Consider the following 15,740-nt stretch of genomic DNA (forward strand, 5'->3'; position numbering starts at 1 on the left):
AATCTGCACAGCCCCCGCACCCGGGGGCTTCTTTCTGCCCGGGGTTAGCAGTTCAATGGCTTCGCGGGGCAGAGAACACCGGCCCGGACGGGACTCACGAGAGCGCCCGAACCGAGCCTCCCCCGCGCCAACCTCTGATGCAGCCGCTCCTTCGAGCGGCTGTTTCTTTTTGCGCCGCGACAATTGCATTCATGCTCGCTCGTCACGCAGACACCATTGCTGCCATCGCCACCGCTCCCGGGCGCGGCGCCGTGGGCATCGTCCGCGTGTCGTCACCACAAGGCCTCGCGCCGCTCATTGAAGCCGTCTGCGGCCGCGCGCTGAAACCTCGCGAGGCGACCTACCTGCCGTTCCGCGATGAAGCCGGCGCGGCCATCGACCAGGGCCTGGCCCTGCACTTCCCGGCGCCGCATTCCTATACAGGCGAGCATGTGCTGGAACTGCAGGCCCATGGCGGCGCAGTCGTCATGCAGCTGCTGCTGGCGCGGGTCATCGAGGCCGGCGCGAGCGTTCGGCTTGCCGAACCGGGCGAGTTCACGCAGCGCGCTTTCCTGAACGGCAAGCTCGACCTCGCCCAGGCCGAGGCAGTGGCCGATCTCATCGATGCGAGTACGGAGGCTGCGGCGCGCAGCGCGAGCCGGGCGCTGGGCGGCGCGCTGTCGCACGAGGTCGGTGTGCTGCGCGACCAGCTCATCCAGTTGCGCATGCTCGTCGAGGCGACGCTGGACTTCCCGGAAGAGGAGATCGATTTCCTCGAAAAGGCCGATGCATTTGGCCGGCTGGACCGCCTGACCGCGCAACTGAGCGCCGTGCAGGCCCGCACGCGCCAGGGTGCGCTGCTGCGCGACGGCTTGAAGGTGGTGCTCGCCGGCCAGCCCAATGTCGGCAAGAGCTCGCTGCTGAATGCACTCGCCGGCGCCGAGCTCGCCATCGTCACGCCCATTCCCGGCACGACGCGCGACAAGGTCAGCCAGACCATCCAGATCGAAGGCGTACCCCTGCACATCACCGACACCGCCGGCCTGCGCGATGCGACGGCCGACGAGGTCGAGCGCATCGGCGTGGCGCGATCCTGGGACGCGATCGCGGACGCCGACGTCGTGCTCTTCCTGCACGACCTGGGCCGCGTCGGCCAGGCGACCTACGAGGCCGAGGACGAGCGCATCCGCGCGCGGCTGCTCGGTGTGGACGCAAGCCGCATCGTGCAGGTGTTCAACAAGGCCGACCTGGCTGGCGCGCCCGAAGGCGAGATTGCGCTGAGCCTGAAGACGGGCGAAGGCCTCGAAGCGCTGCGCCAGCGCCTGCTGCAGACGGCCGGCTGGCAAGCGGTGCCCGAAGGTTTGTTCATCGCTCGCGAGCGCCACGTGCAGGCCTTGGCGCGCACGGCTGAGCACCTGGCCTTGGCTCGCGAAGTTGCCGCTCAGCGCGACGCAGCGCTGGACTTGCTCGCCGAGGAGCTGCGCCTGGCCCACGATGCGCTGGGTGAAATCACCGGCGTGTTCTCGGCCGATGAGTTGCTCGGCGTCATCTTCAGCAGCTTTTGCATCGGCAAGTAGGGATTTCTGGAGTCGGCGCCACAACGGCACAAGAACGAATCCCTAACCGCACCATCCTCCTCCAAGTTGAGGAGGAACGTCGTGCATGAGGCCGCAGCTCGGCCGACAAGCATTGACTGTCCCTTGCTACAACCGGTGTACTGCGCCCATCTCAAAAGAGGGAGTCTCCATGTTGAACTTCACCGGCAAAACGGTCTGGGCATCTTTGCTTTTGCTCGCCATTGCGGCGCCCACGAGCGCAGCGGACTATGCGCTTTCAGCGGACGGGAATGCGGTCGTCCGCGTGGTGCCACAGACGTCCATCGGGAGCGCAGGATTCAACACCTCGCTCGTCACCTCTGCCTATCCGGGTTGGACAGTGAATACCGCCGGTGGAGTGGCCGGCAGCAGCATCACCCCAGGGACCTATTCGGCAGGATGGAATCAGGGCAGTGGGGGTGCACAGTTCACCGCAACTTACAGTCAAACCAGCGCCGTTGCCGCGGGGCACCAACTGCACTGGCTGCAGTTCATCGACACCAACCAGCCTCTCGGTGGCGCGTCTACGCCCTACATTGACCCACGTCCGAACGACGATAACCTGCCCTTCTACTGGACCACCAGCGAAGTGGCCGGAAAGTCAACCAGCAAGTCGGTTGCGTTCAGCGACTATTCGAAGCGCGGCGCCAACGCGCTCAATGCCGTCAATCCGGTGACCTGGAACGCCAGCCTCTATGCGGTGGAATATGACGGCGCCACGGGCATCACCGTGCGCGGCGGCGTGACTTGGGGCTGGACCATGAAACCCGCGACGGTTGGCTCGTCCAGCGCAACGTTCACCAGTCCGACACCCGGCTGCCCACCGGCCACCTGTTCCGGGCTGGGCACGCCCGCCGTGAACTGGGGCATCGGCGAACCGGGTTCGCTGAGCTTCACCGCCGCAGCCTTTTCCCCTGTGGTGGGTGACTTGTTCAAACTCGGGACCTTGACCTATCACAACGGTGCAACGCAGGTTGGAAGTGCGCTCGACGCGATCGGCCTCGATATAGCGATGAACTTTGCGAATGTCTCCGAAGCCAACTTCACCTACCACTCGCAGCTGGCCATCACCAATACGACCAACACCAACGACCCCATCGCGAGCGCCGACTTCGTCCGGTTCACGTCCGGCGGATTCACCAACACCTTCAACGTGCTCGAAGGCGGAACTGCGTCTGTCGACCTGATGGCACGGCTGACGCCGGTCCTGCAGGTCACGCCAAGCAGCACGGGCACCGGCGCCGACAAAGACCCGATTGGCGCGCCGGACCCGGCCATCCAAGGCTTCCAAGTCGAACTCGTTAGTTTTGCCAACGCGACGGCGGGTGGTTTCATCTCGTCGGTCCCTGAGCCCGCGACGCTTGCGCTTTGGCTCGTCGGCCTCTGTGCAATCGGGGCCGCTCGGCGCCGTTCCTAGAGCCGTGCGCGCGCTGGTGGTGCTCTTGCTGGCGTCGATCTCCGGCCTCGTGGGTGCTTCGGGCACGCCGGAGAACTGCATATGTTTCGAGCATGTGGGCATCCAGGACAAACCCATGCCAGACTTCTGCTTGAGCTCGCGCGACTGCACGGCCTGCGCCAAGACCGAGACCGAGACGCTGGTGCTGCCCACACCTGAATGGGCATCGGTCCAGGCCAGCCTCAGGCCGGCGGCACCGCCTGGCTTTGGGCAAAGGCTGGGCGACTACATCGCGCGCGCGCCGGATGGCTCCGCGGCAGGCGCCATTGACGGCGAGGCCATGCGTGGCCTCGTCCGGTCTCTCATCGCCTCGGCTGAGCGCCGAAACGCCGTGCCGGCGCCGCTGTTGCTGCGCCTGCAAGCCCGCCTGCAAGACGCACCCCACTGACTTGCGGGACTCAGGCATCGCCCGGAGTCTGACGAAGGTCTAAAAGCTGGGCTTCAGGATCTAAGCGAGTCATCCGATCGCGATCCTTATGCGTTCTTGACTCGAGGGAACCAAGCTTGATACCGGCTTGGTACCCCGCTACCCAGAGTGGCACAGTCCCGATGCACGAGGAGCTCGCATGCGACCCCTTCAACACGTCAGCGTCACAACCGAAGCCGCGCAGCACCGGCCTAAACCACAGGCCAAGCCCGTCGCACTTGTTCCGCCGCGCGACGAGATGTGGCGCTCGCGCCGCGTGCTGTCGGGGTCCGACTGGATGGACGCCTGGGTGCAGAAACCCGGCAAGCGGTGATCAGGCGTCGTTGAACAGCGGGTCGGGCAGGTAGAGGCCGGGCTCAATGGTCATGCCGAACAGGCTGCCCGACAGCGGGCGGGCCATCAGGTCGGCGGTGCTGAGGCCTTCGCGGGCCGTCGTGACGAGGATCTGGTCACCGGCCGGGCCGCCAAACGCGGGGCAGGTGACATTGCTGACTGGCACCGAATAGCGGCCCAGCAGCCGGCCGTCGGGCGCGTAGCGGGCCACCGCCGCGTTGCCCCACTCGGCATTCCACAAACACCCCTTGGCATCGATGACGGAACCGTCCGGCCAACAGTTGTCGTCGAACTCCTTCTTCGCGAACAGGCGCGGCTCGCTGACCTGGGCGCTGTCCGCGTCGTAGTCGCAGACCATCATGCGAGGGGTGGTCGTGTCGCAGTAGTGCATGCGCTTGCCGTTGGGGCTGAAGCAGATGCTGTTGGAGATGCTCACGCCGTCCAGCGCCAGCCGGCGCAGGCCGTGGGCCAGCGAGTACTGGTAGAAGCTGCCGATGCGCTGGCGCGGGTTGGCTTCGTCCAGCGTGCCGAAGACGAAGTTGCCACTGCGGTCGCAGCGGCCGTCATTGGCACGCGTGGTGGGCAGGTGGGCTTCCAGTGGCGTGAGGGTCTCGGGCTCGGCAGCGATGCTGCCGGTGGCCTGCAGGTCGGGTAGCGTCAGGCGCGCGAGGCGCTTGGCCATGGCCAGGATGATGGCGCCGGAGCGGCCATGCACGAAGCTGCCCACGCGCTCGGGCAGGCGCACCTGCAGCGTGGCGCTGTCGCCCGGGGTCCAGGCGTAGATGCAGGCGCCTTCGATATCGGTCCACCACCAGCGGCCACTCGCGGCATGCCATTGGATCCCTTCGCCAAGGTTGTTGGCCAGGGCAAGGGCGAGGGCGAAAGGGTGTTCAGCTTGCATCGGGTGAGGCTTCCAGGCTTGCGCGAGCCTGCTTGCGGGCGATGGCCGCCGCGTGGCGGCGGCGCTCGTCGGGAGTGAAGGGGCGCAGCGGCGCCACGGCCACCGGCTTGTTGTCGTCGCCCACGGCCACCATCGTGAAGTAGCAGCTGTTGACGTGGCGCGTCTCCTGCGTGCGGATGTTCTCGGCCACGACCTTGATGCCGACTTCCATCGACGAGGTGCCGGTCATGTTGACGCTGGCCAGGAAGGTGACCAGCTCACCGACGTGGATGGCCTGGCGGAATATCACCCGGTCCACCGACAGCGTCACGACATAGCGGCCGGCATAGCGGCTGGCGCAGGCATAGGCGACCTGGTCGAGCAGCTTGAGGATGTTGCCGCCATGGACATTGCCGGCGAAGTTGGCGGTGTCCGGCGTCATCAGCACCGTCATCGTCAATTGGTGGGCGGGCAGGTCCATGGCGTTCTCTTCGCGGTCAGGAGAAGCGATGGATTGTGGTGCTGCGCCACACCTCGCCGGGCCTCAGCACGGTGGTGGGCCAGTCGCTGCTGGCTTCGTGGTGCGGTGAGTCGGGGTTGTGCTGGGTCTCCAGGCACACGCCGTCGCCCTGGCGGTAGATGCGTCCGCAGGGACCGCACAGGCTGCCGTCGAGGAAATTGCCCGAATAGAACTGGATCGCCGGCTCGCTGGTCAGCATGTCCATGCGGCGGCCGGAGTGGGGGTCTTCCAGCGTGGCGGCGGGGCGCAGGCCGTCGGCGTCCAGATCGCCGTCGAGCAACCAGTTGTGGTCGTAGCCCTTGGCGCGCAGCAGCTGCGGGTATGCCTGGCGGATGCGGGCGACGATGGCGGTGGGCGCGCGGAAGTCGAAGGGCGTGCCCTCGACCGCGGCGTGGCGCTGCGGGATCAGGTGCTCATTGACCTCGCTGTAACGCGAGGCGGGAATGCACAGGCGGTGGCGCAGCGCGCTGCCCTCGCCGGCCAGGTTGAAGTAGTTGTGATGCGTCAGGTTGACGACGGTGGCGCGGTCGGTCGTGGCTTCGTAGTCGATGCGCCAGCTGTTGTCCGTCGCGCTCAGCGAATAGCGCACGCTGACCTTGAGCTCGCCGGGGAAGCCCTGATCGCCGTGCGGGCTGGTGAGGGTGAACAGCAGTGCCTCGGCCTCGCCGGCGCGGGGCTCGATGGGCTCGGCAGCCCACAGCCGGTGGCCGAAGCCCTCGGTGCCGCCGTGCAGGCAGTTGGGGCCGTTGTTGCGGGACAGCGTGTGGGTTTCGCCGTCCAGCTCGAAGCTGGCGCCGGCGATGCGATTGCCGTAGCGGCCGACGATGGCGCCGAAGAAGGGGTTGCGAAGGGCGTAGTCTGTGAGGTTGTCGAAGCCGAGCACGATGTTGTCGATGCGGCCCTCCCGATCCGGCACCCACAGGCCGTTGACGATGCCGCCCAGCGTGATGGCCGTCAGCGCCAGGCCCAGTCCGTTGGTCAGCGTGTATTCATGCACCGGCCGGCCGTCGGCCAGCACGCCATAGTCGCGGCGCTGCATCACGCCCACCCGCCGTCGACGATGAAGTCCTGCGCCGTGCACATGGCGCTGTCGTCGGCCGCCAGGAACAGCGCCATGCTGGCGATGTGCTGGGGCATCAGCGGCGCGTCGATGCACTGGCCCTTGGCGATCTCGACCTTGGTCTCTTCGGTGACCCAGAGCTTCAATTGCTTCTCGGTCATGACCCAGCCCGGCACCAGCGTGTTGACGCGGATCTTGTGCGGGCCAAGGTCGCGTGCCAGGCAGCGCGTCAGGCCCTGCGCCGCCGCCTTGCTCGCCGTGTACGCCGGCATGCCGCCCTGCTTGAGCATCCAGCTGATGGAGCCGAAGTTGATGATGGAACCAAAGCCCGCCGCCTTCATGTCTGGCAGCACGGCTTGCGCAGTAAAGAACTGGTGCTTGATGTTGACGGCCACGCTGGCGTCCCAGAACTCGGGCGTCGTCTCTTCGACGGCGTGGCGCTTGTCGTTGGCGGCGTTGTTGAGCAGCACCGTGAACGGGCCGCTGCGCTCGCGCAACCCGGCGATGGCCCCGCGCAGGGAATCGACGTTGGACAGGTCCGCCGCCATGAACTGAGGCGCGTGGCGCGAACCAGCCAGGCGGGCCGCGAGCGCGTTGCCCTCGTCGGCGGCCAGGTCGATGAAGGCCACCTTGGCGCCCTGTTCGGCAAACGTCTCCACCAGYGTTTCACCGATGCCGGTGGCCCCGCCGGTGATCAGGACGCCGCGGTCCTGGAGGCTGGGGTAGCGGGCGTAAGAACTCATCAGACTGTCTCCTGCGATAGGCGGCCCAGCTGCTTTGGCCGGGCGGTAGATGGATTATTAGTCATACTATTTTGTTTGCAAAGCCGGCGAATTTCGGGTTAACCCCGATAATCAAGGGTAAATAGTCATACTTTAATGAGAGGCATGCCGGCGATGACAGCCAGCCTTGCGCCGCCAGCCGGCGCTTGAACCAACTTCAGAGACAAGGGCCCGCACCATGAGCGCCTCCACCAGTCGTCCTTATCGCGGCGTCTTCCCCGTCGTACCGACCATCTTCCACGCCGACGGCACGCTGGACGTTCCCGGCCAGCTGCGCTGCGTCGACTTCATGATCGACGCCGGCTCCACGGGCCTGTGCATCCTCGCCAACTTCTCCGAACAGTTCGTGCTGTCGGATGCCGAGCGCGAAACGCTGACGCGGGCCATCCTGGCGCACGTGGCCGGCCGCGTGCCGGTCATCGTCACGACGACGCATTACTCGACGCAGATCTGCATCGAGCGCAGCCGCCKCGCRCAGGACCTSGGCGCGGCCATGGTCATGGTSATGCCGCCSTACCACGGYGCCACCWTCCGCGTGTCCGAAGGCCAGATCGAGAGCTTCTACCAGCGCCTGTCTGACGCGATCGGCATTCCCATCATGATCCAGGACGCCCCGGTGGCGGGCACGCCGCTGTCGGTGCCTTTCCTGGCGCGCATGGCGCAGAACATTGCCAACGTGAAGTACTTCAAGCTGGAGATGCCGCAGGCCGCCAGCAAGATGCGCGAGCTGATCCGCGTCGGCGGCGCGGCCATCGAAGGCCCGTGGGATGGCGAGGAAGCCATCACGCTGCTGGCCGACCTGGACGCTGGCGCCACCGGCGCGATGACGGGCGGCGGCTTCCCCGACGGCATCCGCAAGATCTTCGACGCCTTCCACGCCGGCGACCGCGAGGAAGCCGTGGCCCAGTACGGCCGCTGGCTGCCGCTGATCAACTACGAGAACCGCCAGGGCGGCATCCTGACCGCCAAGGCGCTGATGAAGGAAGGCGGCGTCATCAAGAGCGATGCGCCGCGCCACCCCTTCCCCGAGATGAGCCCCGAAGTGCGCGCCGGCCTTCTCGACGCCGCCAAGCGACTCGACCCCCTCGTGCTTCGCTGGGGCAAGTAGCCCAACCCGACCGGCTGCGCCGCACGATGGTCGGCGTCCCGCGCCGCCGAGCTTCGGCGTACGGAGATGCATGTGATGCGATTGCTCCTGATCCTGTGTTCCGCGTGGCTCCTTGCCGGCGATGCGTGGGCATGGGAGCCGCAGGGCGACACGGGCGCGCATGACCCGACGCTGCTGATCCAGGGCGACCGCTGGTTCGTCTTCACGACCGGCCGTGGCCTGCAGCGGCTGGAGTCGGCCGACGCTGGCAAGACCTGGCGCTGCCTTGCGCCCATGTTCGGCGAGCCACCCACCTGGTGGGCCGACGCGGTGCCCGAGCACAAGGGCCTGGACGTGTGGGCGCCCAAGCTCTTCCAGCATCGCGGCCGCGCCTGGGTTCTGTATTCCGTCTCCACCTTCGGCAAGAATCGATCGGCCATCGGCCTGGCCAGCAGCGACAGGCCTGACGGCGACTGGCGCGATGAGGGCCTGGTCGTGCAGAGCCGCGCCGAGGACGGCTTCAACGCCATCGACCCCGACCTCTTCGTCGACACCGACGGGCGGCTGTGGCTGAGCTACGGCTCCTTCTGGGGCGGCATCCGCCTGACCGAGCTGAGTGCCGACACGCTGCGCCCTATCGGCGAGACGCGCTTTATTGCTCGCCGAAAGGGCGGCATCGAAGCGCCGACGATTGCCCGCCATGGCGACTGGGTCTATCTGTTCGCCTCCTACGACCTGTGCTGCCGCGGCGCGCAGAGCACCTACAACATCCGCGTCGGCCGCGCTCGCGGCGTGACAGGCCCGTACCTCGATCGCGATGGCAAGGACCTGATGGATGCGGGCGGCACGGCGCTGCTCTCGGGCGGTGCGCGCTGGAAGGGCCCCGGCCACCAGGATGTCGTCGGCGACTGGCTGGTCCATCACGCCTACGACACCGAGCGCGGCGGCAAGCCGCATCTGCGCATCAAGCGCCTGAGCTGGTCCGACGATGGCTGGCCTGTGATCCCCCAAGAAGAATGAACCGGAGACACCCAACGTGGCTGGCTTGAAGTTGGAGAACGTCTGCAAACGCTATGGCGCGGTGCAGGTCATCGAGAACCTGTCGCTGGACGTGGCCGAAGGCGAGTTCGTCGTCTTCCTCGGCCCCTCCGGCTGCGGCAAGACCAGCCTGCTGCGCATGGTCGCGGGGCTGGAGGAAGTCAGCGGCGGGCGCATCCTGATCGGCGAGCGCGACGTCACCGTCGCGCCGCCGGGGCAGCGCAACCTGGCCATGGTGTTCCAGCACTACGCGCTGTACCCGCACATGAGCGTGCGCGAGAACCTGGCGTTTGGCCTGAGGAACATCGGCATCCCGGCCGACGAGATCACCAAGCGCATCCAGGAGTCGGCCCGCATGCTGGAGTTGGACACGCTGCTGGAGCGCAAGCCGGGGCAGTTGTCGGGCGGCCAGCGCCAGCGTGTCGCCATCGGCCGCGCGGTCGTCAAGGAGCCGGACATCTTCCTGTTCGACGAGCCGCTGTCCAACCTCGACGCGGCGCTGCGTGGGCGCACGCGGCTGGAGCTGGCGCAGCTGCACCAGCGCCTGGGCGCGACGATGGTGTTCGTCACGCACGACCAGATCGAGGCCATGACGCTGGCCACGCGCATCGTCGTCATGAAGGGCGGCGCCATTGAGCAGGTGGCAACGCCGGCGGAGTTGTATCGCCGCCCGGCCACGCGCTTCGTGGCGAGCTTCATCGGCACGCCGGGCATGGGCTTTGTGCCGGTGCAGCGCGCACCGGACGACCGTGGGCGTGCTGTGGTCACGGTGCCGGGTGGGCATTGGTTGACGACGCGTGTTGCGGCCGACGACCTGCCTTCACAGGGCTTGGTGCTGGGCGTGCGGCCCGAGAACCTGCGCGTCGCCGAGCAAGGTCCGCTGCGGGGTCGCGTCGAGCTGGTCGAGTTCCTCGGCGAGCGCACGCTGGCGCATTTGAAGCTCGAAGGTGGCAGCCCGCTCATCGTCACGGTGCCTGCCGGCACATCGCCCAAGCTGGGCGGCCATGTCGCCGTCAGCGTGGACGTGGCCGAGGCCCATCTCTTCGACGAGAGCGGCCGCGCCCACCATGCGCAGGAGGTGCTGGCATGAGCGCCAGCGCCGTCGGGCTGCGCGCCTCGCGCCCGGCCTATGCCCTCTTTGTTTTGCCCTTCGTGGCGCTCTACGCGCTGCTGCTGCTGTGGCCACTGGCCAAGGGCGTGTGGATCAGCTTCCACGACCACGACCTGCTATCCAACGACAGCTTCTGGGTCGGCCTGGCCAACTACCAGGAGCTGTGGGGCGACGAGGTCTTCCACCAGGTCGTCTGGAACACCCTCCGCTTCGTGCTCATCAGCACGCCCATCTTCGTGGTCCTGTCGCTGATGCTGGCCCTGGCGCTGAACCGCGCCGGCAAGCTGGCCACCTTTCTGCGCGCCACCTTCTTCTGCGCCTCGGTGTTTTCGGTCACGCTGATCACGCTGGTGTGGAAGCTGGCGCTGATGCCCGAACGCGGCCTGATCGCGCAGTTCTTCAATGCGATGGGCCTGCCCGAACTGCCGCTGCTGACCAGCGACAACCTCGCGCTGCTGACCGTGGCGCTGGTGACCGTCTGGTGGATCATCGGCTTGCCGATGATCATGTTCCTGTCGGCACTGCAGCAGATCCCGTCGGACATCTACGAGGCCGCGGCGCTGGACAACACGCCGCGCTGGCGCGTGTTCACCCACATCACGCTGCCAAGCCTCAAGCGCGCCATCATCCTCGTCGCGCTGATCGAGGTGATCCGCCAGTTCCAGGTCTTTCCGCAGATCATGCTGATGACCAACGGCGGGCCCAACAACACGACGCGCTCGGTCGTGCAATTCATCTACGAGCAGGCGTTCATGCAGCTCTCGCTGGGCTATGCCACGGCAGCTTCGCAGGTGCTGCTGGCCATCATGCTGGTGGGCGTGTCCACGCAGCTCTGGCTGGAACGTGACCGCGGAGGTCAACGATGAACCCCTTGCTCCGAAGAAGCTGGTTCGACCGCGCGGTCATGGCAGCACTCACGCTGCTGGCGTTGGTCTGGATGGCGCCGCTGCTGTGGGTGCTGGCGCTGTCGTTCAAGCCCAACGAGTTCCTGTTGACGCGCACCGACGTCTTCCTCGCGCCGCCCTACACACTGGCCAACTACCTCGACATCCTGCAGACCTCGCAGGTGTTCCGCTGGCTGGGCAACAGCGCCCTCGTCGCGTTGCTGCAGACCGTTGGCGTGCTGGTGCTGTCGTCGCTGGCCGGCTACGGCTTTGCGCGCTGCGAGTTCCCGGGCCGCAAGTGGCTGTTCGCGCTGGTCATGTTCGGCCTGGCCGTGCCGGCGCAGTCGGTCTTCATCCCGCTGCACCGCCTGTTCTCGGACTGGAACCTGCAGAACACGATTGCCGGCCTGACGCTGCCGGGCCTGGCCGCGCCCTTCGGCGTCTACCTGATGACGCAGTACTTCAAGGCCATCCCGGCCGAGCTGGAAGAGGCCGCGCTGCTGGACAACGCGTCGCGCTTCAAGACCTTCCTGACGATCATCCTGCCGCTGACGTTGCCGGCGCAGGCCACGCTGGGCATCTTCACCTTCCTGGGTTGCTGGAACGACTACCTCTGGCCGCTGGTCATCGCGACGCAGCCGGACATGTACACGCTGACCCGCGGGCTGGCGTCCACGCAGACCAACTTCGCGCAGTCGGAAGGCCTGGGCTTCCTGATGGCGCAGGCCGTGTTCGCCGGCATGCCGGCACTGATGCTGTATCTCTTCTTCCAACGCCATCTGGTGACGGCCGTCGCAGGGACGGGCAAGTCATGAAGCGCCTGCTCGTGTGTGCGGTCGCCGCGCTGCTCGCCGCCTGTGGCGCCAGCAAGGACAACTCGGGCAAGACCGAAATCACGCTGATGCGCTTCTTCGGTAGCTGCGAGGCGCAATACGGCCAGGTCGTGAAGACGTCCGAAGGCGTCGGTGAATGCGGCATCGTCACGGCGCTGGTCAACGAGTTCAACGCGACCAACACCGACGGCATCGTCGTCAAGACGCAGATCGGCGAGTGGGGCCCCTACTACGACCAGCTCACCGCGCGCCTCGTCTCCAAGGACATCCCGACCATCGCCGTCATGCACGAGTCGGCACTCGGTGACTACGTGCGCCGCAAGCTGGTGCTGCCGCTGGACGAAGACTTCAAGCGCGTGGGCGTGCCGGTGGACGATTTCACCGAGCACGCGCGCCGCGGCACCTCGTTCAATGGCCAGACCTATGCGCTGCCCTTCGACACCTGGGCCTGGCTCTGGCACATCAACACCGGCTTGATGAAGAAGGCCGGGCTCGATGCGCTTCCGCGTTCACCCGAAGAGCTGCTGGCACAGGCGCGGCAGTTCAAGCAGAAGACCGGCAAGCCATACTTCGCCTGGGCCGTGGCCAATGAGACGGCGGCGAATGACCGCACCTTCCTGACGTTGGTGGCGCAGCAGAACGTCCAGCTGTTCTCCGCCGACGGCAAGACCATCAACATGCACCAGCCCGCCGTCGTCAACGCGCTGACGCTGATGCAGACGCTGTACCGCGAAGGCCATGTGCGGCCCAACCTCGACTACGCCGCGGCCAACCAGGCTTTCCTGAACGGCGAGGCGGGCGTCGTGGTCGTTGGCACCTGGACCATCGACCAGTTCCTGCGCGAGTCGCAAAAGCCCGAGTCCAAGCTCCAGGGCGCCTACGCCGTGAAGCCCTTCCCGCAGCTCTACGACAAGCCCGCCGTGTTCGCCGACGGCCACTCCTGGGCGCTGTTCAAGGGCGGTGCCAAGGATGCCAAGGCCCACGAGGCGGCGTCCAAGTTCCTGAAGTTCGTCTGGGACCACAGCGCCGAGTGGTCGCGCACCGGCCACCTGCCCGTCAGCAAGACCGTGGCGCAAAGTGACGCCTTTCGCGCGCTGCCGCTGCGCGCGGCGCTGACCGAGATCACGCAGACCGGTGTCGGCATGCCCGGCAACGTGCCCACGCAGCGCGGCATCGAGCTGCTGATCGGGGAGGACGTGGCCAACGTGATGATTTCTGGCAAGCCGGTCGACGAGGTGCAGGCCAGCGTCGAGAAGCGCGTCAACAAAGCCTTGAAGAAAGCCCGCCGATGACGTTTGAAGCCAAGCTCACCGTCGACCGCGACTTCGACCTCGCGCCACTGGACCGCCGCCTGTTCGGTGTGTTCGTCGAGCACCTGGGCCGCTGTGTCTACAACGGCATCCATGAACCGACGCACCCGACCGCCGACGAGCACGGCTTTCGCGGTGACGTGGCAGACCTGACGCGCGAACTCGGCGCCACCATCGTGCGCTATCCCGGCGGCAACTTCATGTCGGGCTACAACTGGGAAGACGGCGTCGGCCCGAAGGACCAGCGCCCCCGCCGGCTGGACCTGGCCTGGTTCTCCACCGAGACCAACCAGGTCGGCACGCACGAGTTCATGGCCTGGTGCCGCAAGGTCGGCATCGAGCCGATGTTCGGCGTCAACCTCGGCACGCGCGGGCCGGACGAGGCGCGCCACTACCTCGAATACTGCAATCACCCGGCCGGCACGGCGCTGTCAGACCTGCGCCGCAGCCACGGTGCCGAAGAGCCGCTGGGCATCAAATTCTGGTGCCTGGGCAACGAGATGGATGGCCCCTGGCAGATCTGCCAGAAGACGCCCGACGAGTACGGCCGCATCGCCAAGGAGACCGCCAAGCTGATGCGCTGGGTGGACCCGACGATCGAGCTGGCCGCCTGCGGCTCGTCGGCCTACGACATGCCGACCTACGGCGTCTGGGAAGACCGCGTGCTGGAGCATTGCTTCGAGTTCGTCGACTACCTGTCGCTGCACAGCTACTTCGTGAAGCCTCCGAGCGACACGAGCACGGAGAGCTTCTTCGCGCAGATCGAGACAAACGCGCGCTACATCGAGGACACGGTGGCGATCGCCGATTCGGTGGCGACGCGCAAGCGCTCCAGCAAGCGCCTGAAGCTGTCCTTTGATGAATGGAACGTCTGGTACCGCGCCCGCCACGGCGAGCACTTGAAGCAGGCCGGCTGGCCCGAGGCGCCGCGCCTGCTGGAAGAGGTCTACACGCTTGAGGACGCCCTGCTCATCGGCGGCATGCTGACGATGATGATGAACCACGCGGACCGGCTCAAGGTCGCCTGCATGGCGCAGCTGTGCAACGTCATCGCGCCCATCATGACCGAGCCCGGCGGCGCGGCCTGGCGGCAGACGATCTTCCACCCCTTTGCGCAGGCCGCGCGCTGGGCGCATGGCGACGTGCTGCGCTCGGTCGTCAAGTCGCCCGGCTATGCCAACGCCAAGCACGGCGAGCTGCCCTATCTGTGCGCCAGCGTCGTCGATGACCCGGCCACGGGCCGCACCGCCGTCTTCCTGCTGAACCGCCACCTGACGGAGGAGATGGACCTGTCCATCACGCTGCGCGGCCTGGGCACTGATCGCCGGCTCGTGCAGGCCGAGCAGTTGCACGCGGCTGACCTGAACGCCACCAACACCGCCGACGCGCCCGACCGCGTCGCGCCCCAAGCGCTGGATGGCATCGCCATCGACGGCGAGCACCTGCGCGTCAAGCTCAAGCCCGCCTCCTGGAACGTCGTCGTCACCCAAGCCGTCCGCGCATGATCTGGAACAACCCCGTCATCCCCCAGCGCGCCGACCCGCATCTGAGCTTGGTCGACGGCCGCTACTGGTTCACGGCCTCCGTGCCCAGCTACGACGCCATTGAGATCCGCAGCGCGGGCAGCATCGCCGGCCTCTCGACCGCCGCGCCCAAGACCATCTGGCACAAGCATGACAGCGGCCCGATGAGCTTCCACGTCTGGGCGCCGGAGCTGCACCGCATCGCCGGCCGCTGGTACGTCTACTTCGCTGCGGCTGAGCGCGACGACATCTGGAAGCTGCGCATGTACGTGCTGGAGTGCCAGGGCGACGACCCGCTGGCTGACGCCTGGGTGGAGCGCGGCCAGATCGTGACGCCCGAGGAAGGTTTCTCGCTGGACGCGACGCCCTTCGAGCACAACGGCCGCCGCTACCTCTGCTGGGCGCAGAAGAGCCCGCCGATGGAAAGCAATCTCTACCTCGCCGAGATGGCCAACCCGTGGACCTTGAAGTCCGAACCCGTCGTCATCACGCGGCCCGACCTGGCCTGGGAGCGCATCGGCTTCTGCGTCAATGAGGGCCCGGCTGTGCTCAAGCGCAATGGCCGCATCTTCATCGCCTACTCGGCTGCCGCGACCGACGCCAACTACTGCATGGGCCTGCTGTGGGCCGACGAGAACGCCGATCTACTGGACGCCAAGAGCTGGAGCAAGTCGCCCACGCCGGTCTTCACGACCGACGAATCTGTGAGCCAGTTCGGCCCTGGCCACAACAGCTTCACGACGACACCCGACGGCAGGACCGACCTGCTGGTCTACCACGCCCGCAATTACCGCGACATCGTCGGCGACCCGCTGAACGACCCCAACCGCCACACGCGTGCGCAGGCCTTTGGCTGGCGCGACGACGGCTTCCCCGACTTCGGCGCACCCGTCGCCGATGGCCTTTACTCAATCTGAGATCG

Annotated in this window: 16 protein-coding genes; 12 read left to right on the top strand and 4 right to left on the bottom strand. The window is 66.8% G+C overall.

Annotation, left to right across the window (positions count from 1 at the left end; translation table 11 throughout):
- Positions 1-191 precede the first annotated feature (191 nt).
- The 4 genes from mnmE to ACXJKM_RS15610 all read left to right on the top strand — a co-directional run bounded on the left by mnmE (position 192) and on the right by ACXJKM_RS15610 (position 3,770).
- On the top strand, positions 192-1,556 hold the full coding sequence (gene mnmE, locus ACXJKM_RS15595) for a tRNA uridine-5-carboxymethylaminomethyl(34) synthesis GTPase MnmE (protein ID WP_457353478.1): 1,365 nt from the start codon (positions 192-194) through the stop codon (positions 1,554-1,556).
- Positions 1,557-1,725: 169 nt separating this feature from the next.
- A complete protein-coding gene (locus ACXJKM_RS15600) occupies positions 1,726-2,991 on the top strand; it encodes a choice-of-anchor K domain-containing protein (RefSeq protein ID WP_162247719.1) in 1,266 nt (421 codons plus the stop codon).
- A 115-nt stretch (positions 2,992-3,106) separates the two neighbouring features.
- Positions 3,107-3,418, top strand: coding sequence for a hypothetical protein (locus tag ACXJKM_RS15605; protein WP_157280993.1), 312 nt, complete (start codon positions 3,107-3,109; stop codon positions 3,416-3,418).
- 178 nt (positions 3,419-3,596) lie between these two features.
- Entirely contained in the window at positions 3,597-3,770 is a 174-nt protein-coding gene (locus ACXJKM_RS15610; protein ID WP_157280995.1) for a hypothetical protein, read from the top strand.
- Here the strand turns inward: ACXJKM_RS15610 and ACXJKM_RS15615 are convergent, their stop codons facing one another.
- The 4 genes from ACXJKM_RS15615 to ACXJKM_RS15630 are packed head-to-tail and all read right to left on the bottom strand — an operon-like array spanning position 3,771 to position 6,993.
- Positions 3,771-4,691 (bottom strand): SMP-30/gluconolactonase/LRE family protein, encoded by a 921-nt coding sequence (locus ACXJKM_RS15615; RefSeq protein ID WP_457353480.1) that lies wholly within the window; start codon positions 4,689-4,691, stop codon positions 3,771-3,773.
- Positions 4,681-5,151, bottom strand: a complete 471-nt coding sequence (locus ACXJKM_RS15620) for an acyl-CoA thioesterase (protein ID WP_457353482.1) — start codon at positions 5,149-5,151, stop codon at positions 4,681-4,683. Before ACXJKM_RS15620 ends, ACXJKM_RS15615 begins: the two co-directional genes overlap by 11 nt.
- A 16-nt stretch (positions 5,152-5,167) precedes the next feature.
- On the bottom strand, positions 5,168-6,229 hold the full coding sequence (locus tag ACXJKM_RS15625) for an aldose epimerase family protein (protein WP_457353484.1): 1,062 nt from the start codon (positions 6,227-6,229) through the stop codon (positions 5,168-5,170).
- Positions 6,229-6,993, bottom strand: a complete 765-nt coding sequence (locus tag ACXJKM_RS15630) for an SDR family NAD(P)-dependent oxidoreductase (RefSeq protein WP_457326003.1) — start codon at positions 6,991-6,993, stop codon at positions 6,229-6,231. The genes ACXJKM_RS15625 and ACXJKM_RS15630 overlap by 1 nt, the downstream gene beginning before the upstream one ends.
- A 217-nt stretch (positions 6,994-7,210) precedes the next feature.
- Here ACXJKM_RS15630 and ACXJKM_RS15635 point away from each other — a divergent pair, with 217 nt between their 5' ends.
- From ACXJKM_RS15635 to ACXJKM_RS15670, 8 genes are all read left to right on the top strand, one after another.
- On the top strand, positions 7,211-8,140 hold the full coding sequence (locus ACXJKM_RS15635; protein ID WP_457353486.1) for a dihydrodipicolinate synthase family protein: 930 nt from the start codon (positions 7,211-7,213) through the stop codon (positions 8,138-8,140).
- A gap of 75 nt (positions 8,141-8,215) precedes the next feature.
- On the top strand, positions 8,216-9,139 hold the full coding sequence (locus ACXJKM_RS15640) for an arabinan endo-1,5-alpha-L-arabinosidase (protein ID WP_457353488.1): 924 nt from the start codon (positions 8,216-8,218) through the stop codon (positions 9,137-9,139).
- A 16-nt stretch (positions 9,140-9,155) separates the two neighbouring features.
- Positions 9,156-10,247, top strand: coding sequence for an ABC transporter ATP-binding protein (locus tag ACXJKM_RS15645; protein ID WP_457353490.1), 1,092 nt, complete (start codon positions 9,156-9,158; stop codon positions 10,245-10,247).
- Entirely contained in the window at positions 10,244-11,134 is an 891-nt protein-coding gene (locus ACXJKM_RS15650) for a carbohydrate ABC transporter permease (protein WP_457353492.1), read from the top strand. The genes ACXJKM_RS15645 and ACXJKM_RS15650 overlap by 4 nt, the downstream gene beginning before the upstream one ends.
- Entirely contained in the window at positions 11,131-11,967 is an 837-nt protein-coding gene (locus ACXJKM_RS15655) for a carbohydrate ABC transporter permease (RefSeq protein ID WP_457353494.1), read from the top strand. Before ACXJKM_RS15650 ends, ACXJKM_RS15655 begins: the two co-directional genes overlap by 4 nt.
- Entirely contained in the window at positions 11,964-13,277 is a 1,314-nt protein-coding gene (locus ACXJKM_RS15660; RefSeq protein WP_457353496.1) for an extracellular solute-binding protein, read from the top strand. Before ACXJKM_RS15655 ends, ACXJKM_RS15660 begins: the two co-directional genes overlap by 4 nt.
- Positions 13,274-14,800, top strand: a complete 1,527-nt coding sequence (gene arfA / locus ACXJKM_RS15665; RefSeq protein ID WP_457353498.1) for an arabinosylfuranosidase ArfA — start codon at positions 13,274-13,276, stop codon at positions 14,798-14,800. Before ACXJKM_RS15660 ends, arfA begins: the two co-directional genes overlap by 4 nt.
- Positions 14,797-15,735: a glycoside hydrolase family 43 protein gene (locus tag ACXJKM_RS15670; RefSeq protein ID WP_457353500.1), complete on the top strand. Its 939-nt coding sequence runs from the start codon at positions 14,797-14,799 to the stop codon at positions 15,733-15,735. The genes arfA and ACXJKM_RS15670 overlap by 4 nt, the downstream gene beginning before the upstream one ends.
- The last annotated feature ends 5 nt before the right edge of the window (positions 15,736-15,740 follow it).

The organism is Roseateles sp. P5_D6, from assembly GCF_054049415.1.